Origin of the sequence: Stenotrophomonas thermophila (assembly GCF_001499715.1) — a bacterium.
GTDB classification, from domain to species: domain Bacteria; phylum Pseudomonadota; class Gammaproteobacteria; order Xanthomonadales; family Xanthomonadaceae; genus Stenotrophomonas; species Stenotrophomonas hibiscicola.
This window is the reverse complement of the sequence record NZ_CVIW01000045.1, coordinates 176,549-194,058: the sequence shown is the minus strand read 5'-3', so window position 1 is coordinate 194,058 and position 17,510 is coordinate 176,549. Positions and strand designations below refer to the sequence as shown.

Sequence of the window (17,510 nt, the reverse complement as noted above, 5' to 3'; positions counted from 1 at the left end):
AAAGATCATCTCGCGGGTCCGGCTCGGTGTAGCCCATCGACCGCGCCTGCGCGACCAGCTGCGAGAACGGCTGACTGCCGTCGAAGCGGTTGAACAGCCACGCCAGCGTGCCGGAGAAGATGCCTTCGATCGCCAGCACCTCGTCGCCCGTATCGACCAGATCACGCAGCGTGGTGATCACCGGCAGGGCCGCGCCCACCGTGGCTTCGTAGCGGAAGCGCGCACCACTGGCCGCCGCAGCAGCGCGGATGCGCTGGTAGCGCGGCAGTGGGCCAGCACCGGCTTGCTTGTTCGGGGTCACCACGTGGATGCCGGCTGCCAGCCAGCCCTCGTAGCGCTCGGCCACCTCGGCGCTGCCACTGCAGTCGATCACCACCGCATGCGGCAGGTGCGCGGCCAGCAGGTGTTCGGTGAAGCGATCCAGGTCGCTGGGCTCACCCGCGTCCTGCAATGCCTCCCGCCAATCGGCGTGCAGGCCGTCCACTTCCAGGCGCATGCGCGAACGCGAGGCCAGCGCGCGCAGGCGAAGATCCACATTGGCCTTGGCCAGCAGCTGCGGGCGCGCGGCCAGCAACTGGTCCAGCAGTGCGGCGCCAACGTTGCCGGGCCCGATCACACCGACCGCGAAGGTCTGCGGCGACAGCCAGAAGCCTGCATGCGCCGCGCGCAGCGCACGGGTGGCATCGGCACCGTCCACTGCGACCGAGATGTTGCGCTCGGACGAGCCCTGCGCGATCGCCAGGATGTTCACCTGCGCACGCCCCAGTGCCTCGAACAGGCGCGCCGCCACGCCTGGCTGCCCGGCCATGCCATCACCGACCGCGGCCAGTACGCTGACGCCTTCACTGACCTGCACGCGCTGCACCTGTCCCGCTGACAACTCGTGCGCGAATGCGTGCAGCAGTGCATCGCGGCCACGGCCGGCTTCGGCAGCACGCACCACGCAGCAGATCGAATGTTCCGACGAACCCTGCGAGATCATCACCACCGACACCTGTGCCTGGCGCAGGGCGGCGAATACGCGCTCTGCAGTGCCGGGCACGCCGATCAGGCCGGTGCCTTCCAGGTTCAAAAGGGCCAGGCCCGGGCTCAGGGTCAGGCCCTTTACCGGCCCACGCGGCGAGCGCTCGGCACTGATGCGCGTACCCGGATGCGCCGGCTGGAACGTATTGCGGATGAAGATCGGCAGGCCGAGGCGGATCGCCGGCGACATTGTCTGCGGGTGCACCACCTTGGCGCCGAAGTACGCCAGTTCGCAGGCCTCGTCGTAGCTCAGCGCTTCCAGCTGCACCGCCTCGGGCACCAGCCGTGGGTCCGCCGACAGCACGCCATCGACATCGGTCCAGATGTGCAGCTCGTCAGCGTTGAACAGCGCGGCAAAGATCGCACCGGAATAGTCGCTGCCGTTGCGGCCGAGGGTGGTGATGCGGTCATCGCGATCGCGTGCGACGAAGCCGGTGGCGACCAGGCGCGACTGCGGATGCTGCAGGCGCCACTTGGCCAGGCGGTCGGCACTGGCTTCCCAGTCGACATCCACGCCGAGTTCGCCATGCCCGACCACCAGCACATCGCGCGCGTCGAGTACCGCACAGTCTTCGCCCAGGGCACGCAGGTGGCTGCCGAGCAGCTGTGCGGAAAACACTTCGCCCAGGCCCTGCACACGGTCGAGCACTTCGCGCGGCAGCTCGCCGATCACCGCCAGCGCCGCCAGCACTTCGGCCAGCTGATCGAAGCGGGCGTCGATCCATTCGACCGTCTCGCCGACCTGCTCGCCCAGCAGCGCCACGGCGGCGCCGCGATGGCGCGCGCGCAGGGCATGCCACGCCTCGCGCCAACCTTCGTCGCCCTTGGCCGCCAGCTGCGCCAGATCAATCAGCGCGTCAGTGACGCCCTTCATCGCCGAGACGACAGTGACCTGCAGCGGTTCGGGGCGGGCCAGCAGCAGGCCGGCAACATGGCGATAGCGTTCGGCATCGGCCACCGAGGTGCCGCCGAACTTGTGCACGACAGTGGACGGCGCAGCCAGATCGGCCGGGGGAACGGGATGGGCGGGGGTGTGGGAAGACATGCAGACCTCGGCAGGAGGCCCCGTCGCATGCAGGTGTCGAGTTTCCCCGCCACCTAGATGGTGCGGGGCCGTGGTTTTCGGGAGTTACACGAAGACGACGGGCCGCACCAGGGCAGTGGTGACGGTGGTGGTGGTAATGGTGGTGGTGGCGACCGGCGCAGTCGAACGGCCCGCAGTGGCGGGGGCGATCAGGCTGGCGTGGGCGGCATCAAGGACCATGGCGCACAGAAAACACTGCGCATGGGCCTGCTGTCAAGTGTTGCACCGCAAAAGACCACTGCCGCGATCATCGGCTAACGTGCGGACATTTGGTTGCAACTGAGACCAAGCGCGCATCAGCACGCTTGTCGACCGGATTCAGCCGGCATGTTCGGCGATCGCCCGCGGCGTGCGATGGGCATGCGCGCACAGCATCACGCCGGCCATCAGCATCACGATCGCCAGTGCTTCCAGCAGCGACGGCCAACGCTGTTGCCAGGCGAAGGCATACAGCAGTGCGAACAGCGTTTCGAACACGATCATCTGCCCGGTCAGGGTCAATGGCAGCAGGCGGCTGGCACGGTTCCAGAATGCGTTGCCGAGGATCGAGGCCACCACTGCCACGCCGGCGCTGATCGCCCAGAAGCCACCCCACTGCGCCGCCGTGTGGTCGCCAGCCTGGCCGACGAACGCCATCGGCACCAGCAGCAGGGCCAGGCCACCGGTAGTGACGCCGGTCAGCAGCGACCAGTCATGGCTGGACAGGTCCGGCCTGCGCGCCAGCCAGCGGCTGTTGCCGATCGAGTACAGCGCCCACGAGAACAGCGCGCCGCACGCGCACAGCAGCCCGATCAGGCGCTGCCGCCACGGGGTGGCCAGGTGCTCGGACATCAGCGCTTCCCAACCCACCAGCGCGACCCCCAGCACGCACAGCCCCAGTGCCGGCAGCAGCTGCTTCAGTGGTACAGCGCCCTGCTCGCGCACGCCAACGAGGGTGACCACCACCGGAATCAGGCCGACAATCAAGGAGGCTGCAGCGCCACCAGCCCACTGCACCGCCACGGCCAGCAGCAGGAAATAGACCAGGTTGCCTGCCAGGCTCAGCCACAGCAGGCCGATCCATTCGGCACGGCCCAGCCGCGGTGCCAGCCGCTTCCATCGCGGCAGCAGCAGGGCGACTGCCATCAGGCCATAGACCAGGTAGCGACCAGCGGACAGTTGCAGCGCATTGAAGGACTGAAGCACGGCAGGTGCGAGAAAGACCACGCCCCACAGTGCGCCAGCGGCAACGCCATTGGCGATGCCCAGGGCCATCGGGTTGTTGCGCATTCGGGTTCTTCGGGGGAGAGAGACCAGGCCGCGCAGTGTAAGCGCTGGCCGGTAGGGGCTCTTGACCCAGGCTATTGCCTTGTCATCTCTGTAGAGCCGAGCCAATGCTCGGCTGCGATTGGCCGCTGTGCAGATAAGGGCAGCCGAGCGTGGGCTCGGCCTATAGATCAGCCGGCGCTCCTGCGCCAAGCAGCCGGGGTCTGGCCACACTCGCGGCGCAGCGCACGGGTCAGTGCGCTCTGCTCGGAATAGCCTGCGGCCAGCGCGATATCGCTGATCGGCGCCGTACTGGTGCGAAGCTGGTGCTTGGCCCAGCGCAGCCGGCACGCGCTGAGCCAGGCCTGCGGGCTCAGCCCGAACTCGCGCTGGAACAATGCGTGCAACCGGCTCTCGCTGACACCGACAAATCCGGCCATCCGGGCAACCGGCCAGGCCCGGCCGGGATCGGCCTGCACCGCCGCACACAGGCCCTGCATGCGCGCGCCACTGCCCGCCGGTGCAAACACCTGCAGCAGCTGCGGCAGCAGCGCCGGCATCGGCTGCCCTGTCTGCACGTCGGCCAGGCACCGGCGCAACGCCAGCGGCAGATGCAGCCAGCGCTGCCGGCACAGATGCTCCTGCGTGCCGTCATCAAGCACGCCTGGAGGACAATCAACGATCACGAAACCATTGGGGCCGTCCGCCATCTGGTCATGCGCTTCGCCGGCAGCAACAAATGCCCCCTGCAGCAGGTCCAGCCGACCGCCGCGCCCTTCCATCTCGAACTGTAGCTCGCCCTGCAGCGGCAGAACCCACTGCGCGTAGTCATGGCGGTCCAGGCCGGTGGCCTGCCCGTAGTGCCGCAGATGGAAGATGGCGCCCATCCGGGCAGTGTGCGCGTGTAACAACGGCCGTGCAAACCGCTGCTATAGTCGGTCCGTCATCCAACGCAGGGAGTGCAGGTCATGACCCATCAGCAGCTGTCCCTGGTGCTTGCCACCAGCCTCGGCCTGGCGCTCACCGCCCCGGCCTCCGCTCAGGAACGTACCGCACCGGCGCCGCACTGCATGGACGCGGTCGGCGTCCAGGAAGTGGAGCAGGCGTCACCGCGTTCAATCGCCCTGCGAGCCGCCTCGGGCCAGGCTTATCGGATCGACTTCAGCGAGGAGTGCCCCGGCGTCCGCGGTGCCACCACGCTGAAACTTGAGGCGCCCGCTGGCTGGGCCTGCGGTCGCCCCAGCGAGCGCGTGGTGGTCGATGGCCGCACCTGCGCGATCAGCGCGGTGACCCCCGTGCAGGATCGCGACTACGCCAGCGTGGCCCGCGACAGCGACCGCCTGCGCATGGCCACCCTGCCCGCCCTGACCATCCGTGAGCGCACGGACATCCGCCGCAGTTTCGGTGGTTCGCCGTCGTACTGCTTTGCCACGCGCAACGTGCGCGCGTGGTCGTCCGACCCGCAGGGCATGCTGGTGGAGACCAATCCGCATCGCAATGGTGGTCACCGCTACTATCGCGTGGAGCTTGGCAGCCACTGCCGCCAGCTCGACCGTGCGCCACAGCTGAGCTTCCACTCCGGCATGCAGAACGGCCTGATCTGTGGCAATCCGGGCGATCGCATCCTTACCGCCGGATTCGAGAAGGGTGACCTGCGCAACGATGCACTGGCGCCGCTGCCGCAGTACACCCATGGCGGCTGCACGATCCAGGCGGTCTATCCGGCTTCCAGCCAGGCGTCGAACTAACCGTCGACGCCGAGGAAGGTGAACGGTGCGCTGGGTACGAACTGGCCCAGCGCATCGCCGGCAAAGGTGTTGCGCTGGTCCTTGCCGAGGTCCAGCTTGAGGACCTGGCCGCCGAAGTCGACCTTGTTCAGATCAACCCAGAAGGTGTTCGGGGTCAACGCCGACTCGAAGAAGTACAACCGCCGCTTGTGGTCGGCTACGGTGCGCCAGCGCGTGGAAGAAATGTTCGGCTCGCCTGGCGTGGTGATGCCATACGGCACCGATGCATTGCGGATCACGCTGAACACGCTGGCCAACGCCATCACCGGGTCTTCGGCCTTGGGAATGGCATTGATGTAGAACGAGGCGCGGGCGAAGCGGTCGGCGGAACGGTTGGTGCCGGGCAGCATCACCGTGCCACCGATCTGCTGCCAATAGCTGTTCAGCGCCAGCTGGTGCTCGAAGATCGGCGAGTTGGTCATCACCTGGTAGCGCCGGTCATGATGGATCACCTGGCGACCGCCGATGTATTCGACAATCGCGCTGTCGCCGCTGGCATCGGACAGCGACAGGTGCAGCGTCGCCTGGCGGTCTTCGCCGGGCACCTTGTCGGTGACGATCGAGTACGGCTCGCGCTTCAACGCGGTGACCGCCTCTTCAACGGTAGCGAAATTGTCCAGCACATACTGCGCCCACAGCGAAATCGCCAGGCCCGGCTTGTTGCCACGCTTCTGCGGATACTCCGATTCGACCAGCCACAGCAGGTTGGCCACCAGGCCCTTTTCGTTCATGCCGTCGGTGGTCGACACGTCGTAGCCGGTGGCCACCACGCTGCCGTAGCGCGCGGTCCACGCCAACGACTTCGGGCCGGCCAGCCCGGTACGCGCGATGCCACGCGGCAGCACATAGAGGTTGGTCGCCACGTCGACCTTCCAGTCCATCGAACGTGCGGTAATCACGTCCCCGTTGTCGCCCAGGTACACCGCGCGCGTGCAGGCCAGCGCCGGCGTGGTCGCGGACGCCAACGCCACGGCCAGCATCACCTTTCCTTTCCAGTTCATCCGTGCCATGCACTACGCTCCTTTCCCCGTGATGCATGATCTGATCCGATCCAGGGTGACACCGGAGTGAAGCCTCAGCGCACGAACCGATCGTGCGCCCAGAAGCCCAGGACCATGGCAGGCACGAACCACAGCGCCTCGCGCGATGCCGCCGCCAGCCCCGCGATGGCCGGGCCCGGGCAGTAGCCGGCCCATCCCCAGCCGATACCGAACAGTGCGGCACCCAGCAGTAGACGCGTATCGACATCGCGCGCGGTGGGCAACTGGAAGCGCATCGCGAACCACGGCCGCGCGCGCCGCAGCGCCCAGCGCTGGCCGGCCGCACTGACCAGCAGCGCCGACCCCAGCACCCATAGCAGGGTGGGATCGAAATCCCCGGTGACATCAAGGAAGCCGAGCACGCGACGCGCATCGGTCAGGCCGGAAAGGGCCAGGCCTGCGCCGAACAGCGCACCCGCTACAGCGGCAGCAGCCCTCGGACGACTCATGCCAGGGCTCCACCGTGCCGGACCAGGAAGGTCGTCAGCATCGCGAACGCCATGAATAACAGCACCGCCAGCGACGATCGCTTCGAACCGCGCGCCAGGCCACACACGCCGTGGCCACTGGTACAGCCGCTGCCCAAGCGGGTGCCGAAGCCGACCAGCAGGCCGGCGCCGACCAACTGCCAGGCCGGCAATGCATCACGCAGCAGTGCGCGCGGCGATGCCGCGGGCACCGACTGCCACCACAGCACCAGCCCCGCCGATGCCAGCAGGCCGGCCAGGAATGCCCAGCGCCAGCCACGCTCGCCTTCGGCTGCCCGCAGGCTGCCCGCGGCGATGCCGCTGATGCCCGCCACGCGCCCGATGCTGGCCAGCAACAGCACCGCAGCGGCACCGATCAAGGCGCCGCCGGTGACCGCACCCCAGGGCAGGTTCATGCCCCACCCTCTTCGCCACCGCACATGGAATTGCTCCTTAATTTAGACTACTCTAAATTAGATCATCCTAAACAAAGGAGTCAACATGGTCCGGTCCCTGCCCGACGGCGCAGCCATGGCCGAACACGCTTCAGAGGCAGCCACGCTGCTCAAAGGCCTGGCCCACCCCGCCCGGCTGCGGGTGTTGTGCCGCCTGGTCGAAGGCGAGGCGGCAGTAGCGGAGCTGCAGGCGCTTACCGGGCTGAGCGCGTCGGCGCTGTCCCAGCACCTGGCGGTACTGCGCGCGATGAAGATCGTGGCAACCCGGCGCGAGGCACAGGCGATCCACTATCGGGTGGTCGAAGGGCCTGCGCTGGGTGTGCTGCAGGCCCTGCACGCTGCCTACTGCGGCCGGGCGTGAGGTTGAATGTCAGCCGGCATGCAGTGCCGGCTGCACCACCGTGTCCAGCAGGTCGACCGGTGTCGGCGCCGCGCGATCCCCCTCCAGCGCCCGGCTGAAACCGGCCCAGTCGCTGGATGACAACTGGCGCAGCAGCTCTGCCTCCACCGGCAACGCCCGCATCGACCAGTAGGGAAACTGGCGCTGGCCGAGGCGGCCTCGCGCCAGCTCGATGATGTCGATGTGACTGCCGGCCTGGAGAATGCGCTCATACACCGAGTCAATGCCATCCGGCGGCCCCTCGATGTACTGCAGGAAACGATTGCCATCGTGCAGCAGCACTCCGGTCACCCCCGCCATCTTGTTGAAACGCGCAGCGTCTTCGACCAGCGCCTGCAGGCGTTGGCTGGAGAGCTCCGGCAGCGCCCGGCTGATGTAGGCGATGGCGCGCAATGGCATGGTGCTTCCTTGGCTGGGTGTGAACGCACGGTAGCAGTTGCGGACGAGCCCGTCTCAATACGCCCGCCCGTTCCCTGAAGAATTCAGGTTGCGATGGCGCCCGCCCCGTCCCACCGCCGCGGCAGCACGGCCTCGAACACGACCTGGCCTGCCTCGTTGCGCGCCGCGATCCGGCCGCCGTGCGCGCGCACGAACTGATCCACGATGTACAGGCCCAGCCCCAGTCCCTTGCTCTGGTGGAAACTGGCCTTGAACGGCTCGAACAAGCGCGGCAACAGCGCGTCATCGATATGGCCGGCATTGCTCACCCGCAGCACCACCGCGCGGGCATCGTTGCCATCCAGCTGCACGTGTGCCTCGCTGCCATGCGTCAACGCATTGCCCACCAGGTTTGCTGCGATCTGGCCCAGGCGGTCCATGTCGCCTTGCAGGCGCGTGTCGCCGACGGCGTCGAAACGAATGCGCTCGTGACCATGGGCACTGCCCGCTTCGGCGATCACCGCACGGGTGACCTCACGCAGGTCGCAGGCGGCAGCCTGCAGCCGCAGGCCACCACTGCGGATCCGCGAAAAGTCCAGCAACTGCTCGACCATCCGCGCCATGCGCAGGGTACTGGCCTCCAGATGCGCCAGTGTCTGCTGCGCGCTGCTGTTGTTCGCCGGAAGCTCCAGCGCCAGCTTGTCGGCACACAACAGGATCGCCGACAGCGGCGTGCGCAGGTCGTGGGTCAACACGGCGGCCATCGTCTCGTTGAGCTTCAGCGCCCGCTCGAGCGCCTCGTTGCGGGCCTTCAGCAGCTGGCGCTGCTGGTACAGCTCGATGAAGACGTTGACTTTGCTCAGGATCACCTGTGGTGCCACCGGCTTGTGCAGGAAATCCACCGCACCGGTTTCGTAGCCCTTGAACGCACGCAGCGGATCGTCCGGCGAGGCGGTCAGGAAGATGATCGGCACCGTGCGGCTGCGATGCGAGCCGCGCATCAGTTCGGCCAGGGTGAAGCCATCGATCTCGGGCATGTGCACATCCAGCAACGCCAGCGCCACCTCGTGCTCCAGCAGCAGCTCCAGCGCCTCCGCGCCCGAACCGGCCAGCAGCAGGTTCACGCCCTCGCGCTGCAACAGCGCCTGCATGGCCACCAGATTCTGCGGCACGTCGTCGACGATCAGCAGGTTGACCGGGGACTGCGACTGCGCAGGGTCCGGCGGCAACAGGTTCATGCAAACAGCTCCTTCAGGCGACGACACATCAGTTCAAGGGGCAGCACGGCATCGGCACCAGCGTGCTGCAGGGCGGAGGCCGGCATCATCGATGCCTCGGCCTCCTCGGGACATTGCAGCCAGGCTCGACCACCGGCGCCGCGCACTGCGGCCACCCCTTCACTGCCATCGCTGCTGGCGCCGGTCAGCAGCAGGGCCAGCACCTGGTCGCCGAATACGGCCGCTGCCGATTCGAACAGCGGATCGATGGCCGGGCGCGAGAACAGCACCGGCGCGTCCACCGACAGCGCCAGCGAGCCGGCGTCTTCCACCAGCAGGTGGTAATCCGGCGGCGCGAAGGTCACCGTGCCACGCAGCAACGGCTGCTTGTCTTCGGCCTCGCGCACCGGCAGCGCGCAGTACGGTGCCAGCACTTCGGCGATGCGGCTGCTGCGATCGCGTGGCAGGTGCAGCACCGCCAGCACCGGCACCGGCAGCGTCGCGGGCAGCGCGCCGAGCACCGCCTGCAGGGCCGCGACGCCACCGGCCGAAGCCCCGATCACCAGTACGGCCGGGGGTCTCCGCGTGGCCATCAGGCCACCTTCCGGTACAGGCGATGCTCGCGCGAACAGACCTCGAACGCATCGTGGTGGCACCCGAACTGCAGCGACTCCTTGCTGCCCAGGCCCAGGAAGCCGCGGTGCACCAGCGCTTCACGGAACAGGCCCACCGCGCGGTCCTGCAGGTCGCGATTGAAATAGATCAGCACGTTGCGGCACGACACCAGGTGCACTTCGGAGAACACCGTGTCGGTGGCCAGGCTGTGGTCGGCAAACACCACGTTGCGGCGCAGCTGCCGATCGAACACCGCGCCATCGTAAGCCGTGGCGTAGTAATCGGACAGCGACGCGGCGCCACCAGCCGCCAGATAGTTGCGGCTGAACTGCGCCATCCGGTCGATGCCATAGGCCCCGGCTTCCGCGGTGGCCAGCGCCGCTGGATTGATGTCGGTGGCGTAGACGATGCTGCGCTCGAGCAGGCCTTCTTCGTGAAGCAGGATCGCCAGCGACCAGACTTCTTCGCCCGTGCTGCAACCGGCCACCCACAGCTTCACCGACGGATAGGTGCGCAGTACCGGCACTACCTGCTCGCGCAGCTCACGGAAATAGGCCGGGTCACGGAACATCTCCGAGACCTGCACGGTGAAGAACTGCATCGCCTGCGCGAACAGGTCCGGCTCGTGCAGCAGGCGGTGCTGCAGATCGGCCAGCCGCCCGCACTCATAACGCTGCATGGCCTGGCGGATCCGTCGGCGCAGCGACGACACCGCGTAACTGCGGAAATCGTAGTGGTAGCGCTGGTACAACGCTTCCAGCAGCACCTTAAGCTCCAGGTCGAACAGGGCCTGCTCGTTCATTGCCGCGAGCACCAGACCCGGCACAGCGATACCAGCTTGTCGACGTCGATGGGCTTGGCGATGTAGTCGTTGGCACCGGCCTGCAGGCAGCGCTCACGGTCGTCCGGCATGGCCTTGGCGGTCAGCGCGATGATCGGCAGGTCCTGCAGGTGGCGTTGCGCGCGGATCTCGCGCATTGCGGCCAGCCCATCCTTCTCCGGCATCATGATGTCCATCAGCACCAGGTCGACCTCGCGCTCGGCCAGGCGATCCACCGCTTCCTGGCCATTGCGCGCGATCTCCAGGGTCACGCCCAGCGGTTCAAGCACACTGGACAGTGCGAAGATGTTGCGGACATCGTCTTCGGCCAGCAGCACCGTCCGACCGTCGAGCACAGTATCGCGACGGCGCGCCTCGCGCAGCAGGCGCTGCTGGTCGGTCGGCAGGCTGGCCTCCACGCTGTGCAGGAACAGGGTGACCTCGTCCAGCAGGCGCTCGGGCGAACGTGCGCCCTTGATGATGATGCTCTTGGAATAGCGGCGCAGACGCTGCTCTTCCTCGCGGCTGAGCGCGCGACCGGTGTAGACGATCACCGGCGGGAAACCGACATCGTCGTTGCCGGCCATGTGCTCGAGCAGGTCGTAGCCACTGCCGTCGGGCAGCGACAGGTCCATCACCATGCAGTCGAACGTGACCGTGCTGAGCTGTTCCAGTGCGCCGGCCAAGGTGCCCACCGCGACGATCTGCAGCTGGTCGCGGCCCAGCAACAGTTCCAGGTTGCGGCGCAGCTCGCTGTCGTCCTCGACGATCAGCAGCCGCCGCACGTCGCGTTGGCTGGTCTGTTCCAGCTGCTCGATGGCCGTCACCAGCCGCTCGCGCGTGGTCGGCTTGATCGCAAACCCGATCGCGCCCAGCTCGCGCGCCACCTGGCTGCGATCCGTGGCCGAGACCACATGCACCGGGATATGGCGGGTATCCGGGTTGCGCTTCAGCCGCTCCAGCACGCTCAGCCCGGACACATCGGGCAGGCCGATATCGAGCAGGATGCCATTCGGGCGCAGTTCGCTGGCCAGGGCCAGCGCCTCTTCCGCCGTGCCCGCCACCACACAGTCGAAGTCCAGTTCATGGGCCAGCGCCACCAGCGCTTCGGCGAACGTGGCATCGTCCTCCACCGCCAGGATCAGGCGACCGGCGCGCTGCCGGCGACCACGGTCGTCGGCCACGCCGGCCGTCGCAGCGACCGGCGCTGCCGCGCCCGCAACGCGCACGGGCGCGGCTGGCAGCACGGCCGGTGCCGCCGGCGGCGCTGCCAAGGGACCCTCGGCAGCGTCAGCCGCGCTCGCGGCGGGCGCACCCTGCAACGGCAGCTCCAGGATGAAGCAGCTGCCGCGTCCGGGCTCACTGTCGACCTGGATGCCACCGCCCATGCGCTCGGCCAGATCGCGCGAGATCGACAGGCCCAGCCCGGTACCGCCGTAGCGACGGCGGGTGCTGCCGTCGGCCTGGCGGAAGGCTTCAAAGATGACGTCCAGCTGCTCGCGGGCAATGCCGATGCCGGTGTCGCAGACCTCGAACCGGATGCGGCCGTTGCCGCCGGCACGCACGTGCAGGCTGACCTTTCCATGCTCGGTGAACTTCACTGCGTTGGCCAGCAGGTTCTTCAGGATCTGCTGCAGCCGCTGGCTGTCGACCACCAGCTGGGTCGGTGCCAGCGCGTCGGCTTCGATCTGCAACGCCAGGCCCTTCTGCCGCGCCATCGGTTCGAAGGTCTCGCGCAGGCGCTGCAGCGCGCTCTCGACCACCACCACTTCATCGGACAGTTCGACGTGGCCGGCCTCGATACGCGACAGGTCCAGGATGTCGTTGATCAGCGCCAGCAGGTCGTTGTTGGAGGAGAGGATCGCACGTGCGTACTTCACCTGCTCCTCGGTGAGCGTGCCATCCTTGTTGTCGGCCAGCAGCTTGGCCAGGATCAGCGAGCTGTTCAGCGGCGTGCGCAGCTCATGCGACATGTTGGCCAGGAACTCGGACTTGTAGCGCGAGGTCGCGGCCAGCTCATTGCTGTTGCGCACCAGCTGGCTCTGCGCCACCAGCAGCGCCTGCTTCTGCGCCTCCAGCTCGTGGGTGCGCTCTTCCAGCTGCACGTTGCTCTGTTCCAGCTCGGCCTGCTGTTCTTCCAGGTGGCTCTGCGACTGGAGCAGGCTGCGGCTCTGCTCTTCCAGTTCTTCGTTGGCCACGCGCAGCTCTTCCTGCTGGGCCTGCAGCTCTTCACCCTGGCGCTGCGACTCTTCCAGCAGCACCACCAGTTGCGCACGCAGCAGCGATGCGCGCAGCGCCATGCCGACGGTCTCCGCACAGCGCTCCAGCAGTTCGCGATCCAGATCACGCAGTTCGCCCACCTTGGCGCGACCCAGCTCGATGACCCCGACCACCGCGCCATCGCTGCTGATCGGCGCCAGGATGCGCTCGCGCACCGGCAACCGGCCGAGGCTGGTCTGCAGTTCAAGCACGGCGGCATCATCGCCGTGCAGGTGGCGGATGCGTTCATCACGAGCGACCTGCCCGGCCAGCCCTTCGTGAAGGGCCAGCGACGCTGGCGTTCCCGCAGGCAAGGCGACGCCACCGGTCAGCTGCAACCGCCCGCCTTCCAGTCGGTAGACCGCACCTACCTCCGCGCCGAGCTGCGCGGCCAGGCTTGTCGCTGCAGCCTCGGCGATCTGTTCCGGCCCCAGGTCACCGCGAAGGCTCGTCGCCACCGCGTTCTCGGCTTCCTGCAGCCAGAGCGCGCGCATTGCCTGGCGCCGGGCCTGGATCGCGCGCGAGACGATCAGCGCGATCATCAGGAAGGCACAGCCGCCAATGGTCCGGTTGACGAAGGAGAACGCCGAGTTGGAACTGGCGGGCGCGACGTTGAAGCCGATGACCAGCAGGAGGCAGGACAGCAGGGCCACCACGAACGGCGCCCGCGCGCTGCGCTGGAACACCGTGACGCCAACAGCCAGGAAGTAGGCCAGCCATACGGCATAGCCGAGCGGGACGACCAGTTCCAACGCGATGGTCGCGGCCAGCAGCACAGCGGACGTCATCCAGATCCAGCGGTCACGCGTAGTCGCACCAGGACGCATGCAGGTCGGTTCCAGAAGGCAAAGGGTGGAAGATGGTACTCCGTGTCGCATTCAGCCGCACAGGACAAATGGCACGTGTCAGGTGTGCACGCATCCTTCACACTTGAATGCCTAGCTTCACGTCCCTCACAGGGGTAACACTTATTTACACGTGGACGGAGCTGCCTCTACGACGTCCGTGCTGACGGACCCTTCCCGACAACTGCGACTGCTGATCGACAGCGTGCGCGATCATGCGCTGTACCTGCTTGATCCTGAAGGCATCGTCTGCAGCTGGAACCCCGGCGCCGAACGCATCAAAGGCTATTCAGCCGACGAAGTGGTGGGAACCCACTTCAGCCGCTTCTATCTGGCCGCCGACCGCGAGGCCGGCGAACCGCAGCGCCTGCTCCGCGTCGCAGCGCAACAAGGGCATGTCGCCAGCGAGGGCTGGCGGGTACGCCGTGATGGCTCGTCGTTCCGCGCCAGCGTGGTCATCGAGCCGGTCGTCGAAGCGGGCGAACTGCTCGGCTTCGTAAAGATCACCCGTGACATCACCGAGCAGTGGCAGGCGCAACGGCTGCTGCGTGATGCCCAGCGTGCGCTGCGCAATACCCAGCAGTTCGAAACGGTCGGCCGGCTCAGCCGCGGCCTGTCGCACGAGTTCAACAACCTGCTGACCACCATCGGCAACGCGCTGGACCTGCTGTCGCTGCGCGTCAGCGGTGACGATGCACGCGCGGCCGAGCTGCTGGATGCCGCGCAGGCGGCCACTGACCGTGGCGCGCTGCTGACCCGCCAGCTGCTGGCCTTCAGCACCGGCCAGACCCTGATCCGCGAACCGGTGGACATCAATACGCTGGTGCGGCAGTGGCTGCCGGACCTGCAACGCGCCTGCCCGCCCACGGTGACGCTGGATGCCCATCTCACCCCCGGCCTGCCGCAGGTGAGCACCGATGCGATGCAATTGCAGACCGCCCTGGCAAACCTGGTGGCCAATGCCGTGGAGGCCACCGCCGATGGCGGCCGCATCCTGATCGGCACCGCACTGGAACATCGCCTCGACCCGGATGCGGACACCACGCTGCAACGCGGCTATGTCACCCTCAGCGTCTGCGACGAAGGCCACGGCATGGCCGCCGACATCGCCGAGCGGGCCAGCGAGCCCTTCTTCACCACCAAGGACATCGGCAAGGGCAGCGGCCTGGGCCTGAGCCAGGTGTTCGGATTCACTACCCAGAGCGGCGGCTTCGTCGATGTGTCCACCACCCCCGGTGTCGGCACCACGGTCAGCCTGCTACTCCCCGCAACAGAGGATGCAACCGATGACCGATGAACCGATCCGCGTACTGATGGTGGAGGACCAGAACGATCTGCGCGAGATGATCGGCATGGCCCTGCGCGATTTCGGCATCGAGGTATCCACCACCGCCGACGGCCATGAAGCCGCCGCGTTGCTGAAAGGCGACGCACGCTTCGACGTGGTGTTCAGCGATGTCAGCATGCCCAACGGCATGTCCGGTATCGAGCTGAGCGAGCATGTGGCGCGCGAACAGCCGCAGGCGCGGATGATCCTCTCATCCGGATATGCGCGCTCGCAGCTGCCGCCACTGCCCGATCAGGTGGAATTCCTGCCCAAGCCGTATCGTTTGCGCCAGCTGGTGGAGCTGCTGAAGCAGGATTGAGGAAGGCCGGTCAAGCGCTCGACGGCCCTCATCCCTGACGCCCCAACGGCTTGTGGTCATCCTGCGGGCAATGGTGTGCCCTGAAGGCCGCCACGCCGGAGCAGCGTTCAGCCCGAGGTGCGCTGCATGAACAGAAGGTCGGGGGTCGAGAACGCTTCAACCTGCTGGAAACCGAGGTCCCGGTACAGCGCCACGGCAGCCGTGTTGTCACGATAGACGCGCAGGGTGAGCTACTGCACATCCGCTTGGCCCAGGGCCTGTGCACTCAATGCCTGCATGAGCAGCCGGCCAAGGCCGCGCCCGCGTGCCAGCGGGGCAACGATGATGCGGCCCAGATGTGCGGTGCGGGCGTCAGTCATCCAGTATTGGCCGAATCCAACGCAGGTACCCTGCTCGTCCAGCAGCGCCCAGCCTGGGCGCGACCCGAGTTCGAGCACCTGCGCGAACCGTTCCGGCAGCAGGGGAAACGGCACACCGGGGCCTGCCCAGCGCCGGGTCGCCTCGGCTGATTCAGGCCAGTTGGCCACGATGGCGTAGTGCGACGGCTGGACGGGGCGAAGCTGGGGGCTCATGGCGTTCATGGTGCGTCATCTGCGCCAGGCCTACACGCTGCGCGGCCGCATTTGGGATCTGCCATAGGGCAATAGATTCCAGACGCGCCGCCATCACGCCCCGTGTGCCGCCGCACCCAGCCCAGCCCGGTTTCGGGAATCCCCTCGTTCAAAGGCCTCGGCGGGCTTCCCGTTACCCCGCCCTCTGAAGCGGGCGTTTTCGCGACTGATCGGATGCGTGACCGGCAGCCACGCCCACGTGGATTCGCGTCATGGCCTGCGCGGCGGCGCTGCTGGGCTGTCTGGGGAGGACTGCCTGCCGCCGCCGTCCGGCGAGCGGTTGCCATGCGGCTGTAGCAGATGGTGACCCCGGCCCGATTCGAACGGGCGACCTTCCCCTTAGGAGGGGGACGACGAGTCCAAATGTACCAATGCTTCCAGAATGGCCTGTGCCAACACTGTGCCGAATTGGCCAGGACCAGCACCCAGGCAGCGCTGAATCGAGGAGCGGAAGCACATAGCCGATGCGCGAGATCCAGCAACTCTTCCTCAGCGGACATGCGCCTTTGAAAACATGTACAGTTCATGAAACATTCACCATCCGCCCAGCCATCCGGCTGCTAGGAGTTGGCGGAGACAGACTAGGGAGAGCAGTGAATGAAGATTGCGAAGATCATAGCGGCTATGGGTTTACTCGCCGCCGGCGCCTTTGGAACGGAAGCGCAAGCCACCACCCTGCGATGCGACGGATGCTCCGGGCCGGAAATGCAGGAGTGGGCCATCATGCAGGCCGCTCAAAACGGGTACACCTACGACGAGGTGTACGTCATCAACCAGACCGACAACTTCATGAAGAAGTTCATCGTGACCGTGGATGCTGGCGGGGGCGATATCCCGGATCAGATACCTGACGGCACGAGCTACGGGACGGCTACCGAGGTCCCAGTACCGGCCACTGAGCTGCAGTACTTTTCTGTAGCGCTTGTGGTCAATGGGCAAATCATCGCAATGGCCAGTGGGCTGCCAGGCTCGATGTACGACGTAGTGAACAACCCATCGGCCGACTTCGCACTTTCGGAATACGCGCGAACCACTCCACAAGCTCACGGTCAGACGCTGTTGGATTTTCTGTCGGCATTGAAGTTCAGCCTTCTCGATTTTTCGAAGATCGACATATCAATCAGGCTAGTGGCGAGCGATAACTCTTACGCGACACTAGTGTTTGATCCCGTTGCGAAGAAGTGGGAACGCCTGAAGAACGAGACTCGCGACTCTAGCGGCAACGTCATTCCGTCCACGAAAACTGAAGTGACAGGTGGGTCTAACAGCTACAGGGAATACACGTTCAACAACCCAAACGACTTTACTAGCTTCGTTCAGCACGTAGGAAATTTGGGGGTTGTGTTCGTAGGCTCAGTTGGAAACGTGGGCGGTCAGACAGGTGTGGTCTGTACTTCGATCATCAAGAGCACCGAAGGCCAGGAGTCCCGCGAAGAAACGCAGTGCTCAACGACCAATTGAGCTGGAAGCCTAAACAAAAATGCCCCCGCAACTGCGGGGGCATTTTTTTATCTGCAAGAGGGCGCAGGCTTAGAAGTCTGCCTGACTCTGGAACCGAATCAAAGACTTGCATTGAACTGATTTCTGGAGCAGACATGCCGTAGCCCTTGTGTCGCAA

16 protein-coding genes and 1 pseudogene are annotated in these 17,510 nt (G+C 66.5%); 5 read left to right on the top strand and 12 right to left on the bottom strand.

Features of this window, described 5'->3' with window-relative positions; genetic code table 11:
- The 3 genes from thrA to BN1263_RS16625 form a co-directional block, all read right to left on the bottom strand.
- A partial coding sequence (gene thrA / locus BN1263_RS16635; RefSeq protein ID WP_058982714.1) for a bifunctional aspartate kinase/homoserine dehydrogenase I occupies nucleotides 1-2,068 on the bottom strand: 2,068 nt, incomplete at its 3' end.
- Nucleotides 2,069-2,425: 357 nt separating this feature from the next.
- Nucleotides 2,426-3,376, bottom strand: a complete 951-nt coding sequence (locus BN1263_RS16630) for a DMT family transporter (RefSeq protein ID WP_058982693.1) — start codon at nucleotides 3,374-3,376, stop codon at nucleotides 2,426-2,428.
- A 167-nt stretch (nucleotides 3,377-3,543) separates the two neighbouring features.
- Nucleotides 3,544-4,239: a helix-turn-helix transcriptional regulator gene (locus tag BN1263_RS16625; protein WP_021202843.1), complete on the bottom strand. Its 696-nt coding sequence runs from the start codon at nucleotides 4,237-4,239 to the stop codon at nucleotides 3,544-3,546.
- An 81-nt stretch (nucleotides 4,240-4,320) separates the two neighbouring features.
- On the opposite strand from BN1263_RS16625, the gene BN1263_RS16620 reads away from it, so the two are divergent.
- Nucleotides 4,321-5,100 carry a DUF6491 family protein gene (locus BN1263_RS16620; protein ID WP_058982691.1) on the top strand — a complete coding sequence of 260 codons (780 nt, stop codon included), beginning with the start codon at nucleotides 4,321-4,323 and terminating at the stop codon, nucleotides 5,098-5,100.
- Here BN1263_RS16620 and bsh read toward each other — a convergent pair.
- From bsh to BN1263_RS16605, 3 genes are all read right to left on the bottom strand, one after another.
- A complete protein-coding gene (gene bsh, locus BN1263_RS16615) occupies nucleotides 5,097-6,149 on the bottom strand; it encodes a bile salt hydrolase (protein WP_058982689.1) in 1,053 nt (350 codons plus the stop codon). The two genes, BN1263_RS16620 and bsh, sit on opposite strands and share 4 nt — an antisense overlap.
- A 65-nt stretch (nucleotides 6,150-6,214) precedes the next feature.
- The gene (locus tag BN1263_RS16610) at nucleotides 6,215-6,628 is read right to left on the bottom strand and encodes a DUF6691 family protein (protein ID WP_058982687.1); all 414 of its coding nucleotides are present in this window, start codon (nucleotides 6,626-6,628) and stop codon (nucleotides 6,215-6,217) included.
- Nucleotides 6,625-7,062 carry a YeeE/YedE family protein gene (locus BN1263_RS16605; RefSeq protein WP_058982685.1) on the bottom strand — a complete coding sequence of 146 codons (438 nt, stop codon included), beginning with the start codon at nucleotides 7,060-7,062 and terminating at the stop codon, nucleotides 6,625-6,627. The genes BN1263_RS16610 and BN1263_RS16605 overlap by 4 nt, the downstream gene beginning before the upstream one ends.
- An 85-nt stretch (nucleotides 7,063-7,147) precedes the next feature.
- On the opposite strand from BN1263_RS16605, the gene BN1263_RS16600 reads away from it, so the two are divergent.
- Nucleotides 7,148-7,462: an ArsR/SmtB family transcription factor gene (locus BN1263_RS16600; protein ID WP_019661400.1), complete on the top strand. Its 315-nt coding sequence runs from the start codon at nucleotides 7,148-7,150 to the stop codon at nucleotides 7,460-7,462.
- A gap of 9 nt (nucleotides 7,463-7,471) precedes the next feature.
- Here the strand turns inward: BN1263_RS16600 and BN1263_RS16595 are convergent, their stop codons facing one another.
- The 5 genes from BN1263_RS16595 to BN1263_RS16575 all read right to left on the bottom strand — a co-directional run bounded on the left by BN1263_RS16595 (nucleotide 7,472) and on the right by BN1263_RS16575 (nucleotide 13,617).
- The gene (locus BN1263_RS16595; RefSeq protein WP_058982683.1) at nucleotides 7,472-7,900 is read right to left on the bottom strand and encodes a BLUF domain-containing protein; all 429 of its coding nucleotides are present in this window, start codon (nucleotides 7,898-7,900) and stop codon (nucleotides 7,472-7,474) included.
- Nucleotides 7,901-7,983: 83 nt separating this feature from the next.
- A complete protein-coding gene (locus BN1263_RS16590) occupies nucleotides 7,984-9,117 on the bottom strand; it encodes a hybrid sensor histidine kinase/response regulator (protein WP_058982681.1) in 1,134 nt (377 codons plus the stop codon).
- Entirely contained in the window at nucleotides 9,114-9,689 is a 576-nt protein-coding gene (locus BN1263_RS16585) for a chemotaxis protein CheB (protein ID WP_058982680.1), read from the bottom strand. The genes BN1263_RS16590 and BN1263_RS16585 overlap by 4 nt, the downstream gene beginning before the upstream one ends.
- Nucleotides 9,689-10,513, bottom strand: a complete 825-nt coding sequence (locus BN1263_RS16580; RefSeq protein WP_019661396.1) for a CheR family methyltransferase — start codon at nucleotides 10,511-10,513, stop codon at nucleotides 9,689-9,691. The genes BN1263_RS16585 and BN1263_RS16580 overlap by 1 nt, the downstream gene beginning before the upstream one ends.
- On the bottom strand, nucleotides 10,510-13,617 hold the full coding sequence (locus BN1263_RS16575; protein WP_058982677.1) for a response regulator: 3,108 nt from the start codon (nucleotides 13,615-13,617) through the stop codon (nucleotides 10,510-10,512). Before BN1263_RS16575 ends, BN1263_RS16580 begins: the two co-directional genes overlap by 4 nt.
- A 151-nt stretch (nucleotides 13,618-13,768) precedes the next feature.
- Here BN1263_RS16575 and BN1263_RS16570 point away from each other — a divergent pair, with 151 nt between their 5' ends.
- Nucleotides 13,769-14,932, top strand: coding sequence for a two-component system sensor histidine kinase NtrB (locus tag BN1263_RS16570; protein WP_448226390.1), 1,164 nt, complete (start codon nucleotides 13,769-13,771; stop codon nucleotides 14,930-14,932).
- Nucleotides 14,922-15,281 (top strand): response regulator, encoded by a 360-nt coding sequence (locus BN1263_RS16565; protein ID WP_021202849.1) that lies wholly within the window; start codon nucleotides 14,922-14,924, stop codon nucleotides 15,279-15,281. Before BN1263_RS16570 ends, BN1263_RS16565 begins: the two co-directional genes overlap by 11 nt.
- 107 nt (nucleotides 15,282-15,388) lie before the next feature.
- On the opposite strand, the pseudogene BN1263_RS16560 reads toward BN1263_RS16565, so the two are convergent.
- A pseudogene (locus BN1263_RS16560) lies at nucleotides 15,389-15,853 on the bottom strand (GNAT family N-acetyltransferase).
- Nucleotides 15,854-16,489: 636 nt separating this feature from the next.
- Here BN1263_RS16560 and BN1263_RS16550 point away from each other — a divergent pair.
- Nucleotides 16,490-17,353: a hypothetical protein gene (locus BN1263_RS16550; RefSeq protein ID WP_058982676.1), complete on the top strand. Its 864-nt coding sequence runs from the start codon at nucleotides 16,490-16,492 to the stop codon at nucleotides 17,351-17,353.
- The last annotated feature ends 157 nt before the right edge of the window (nucleotides 17,354-17,510 follow it).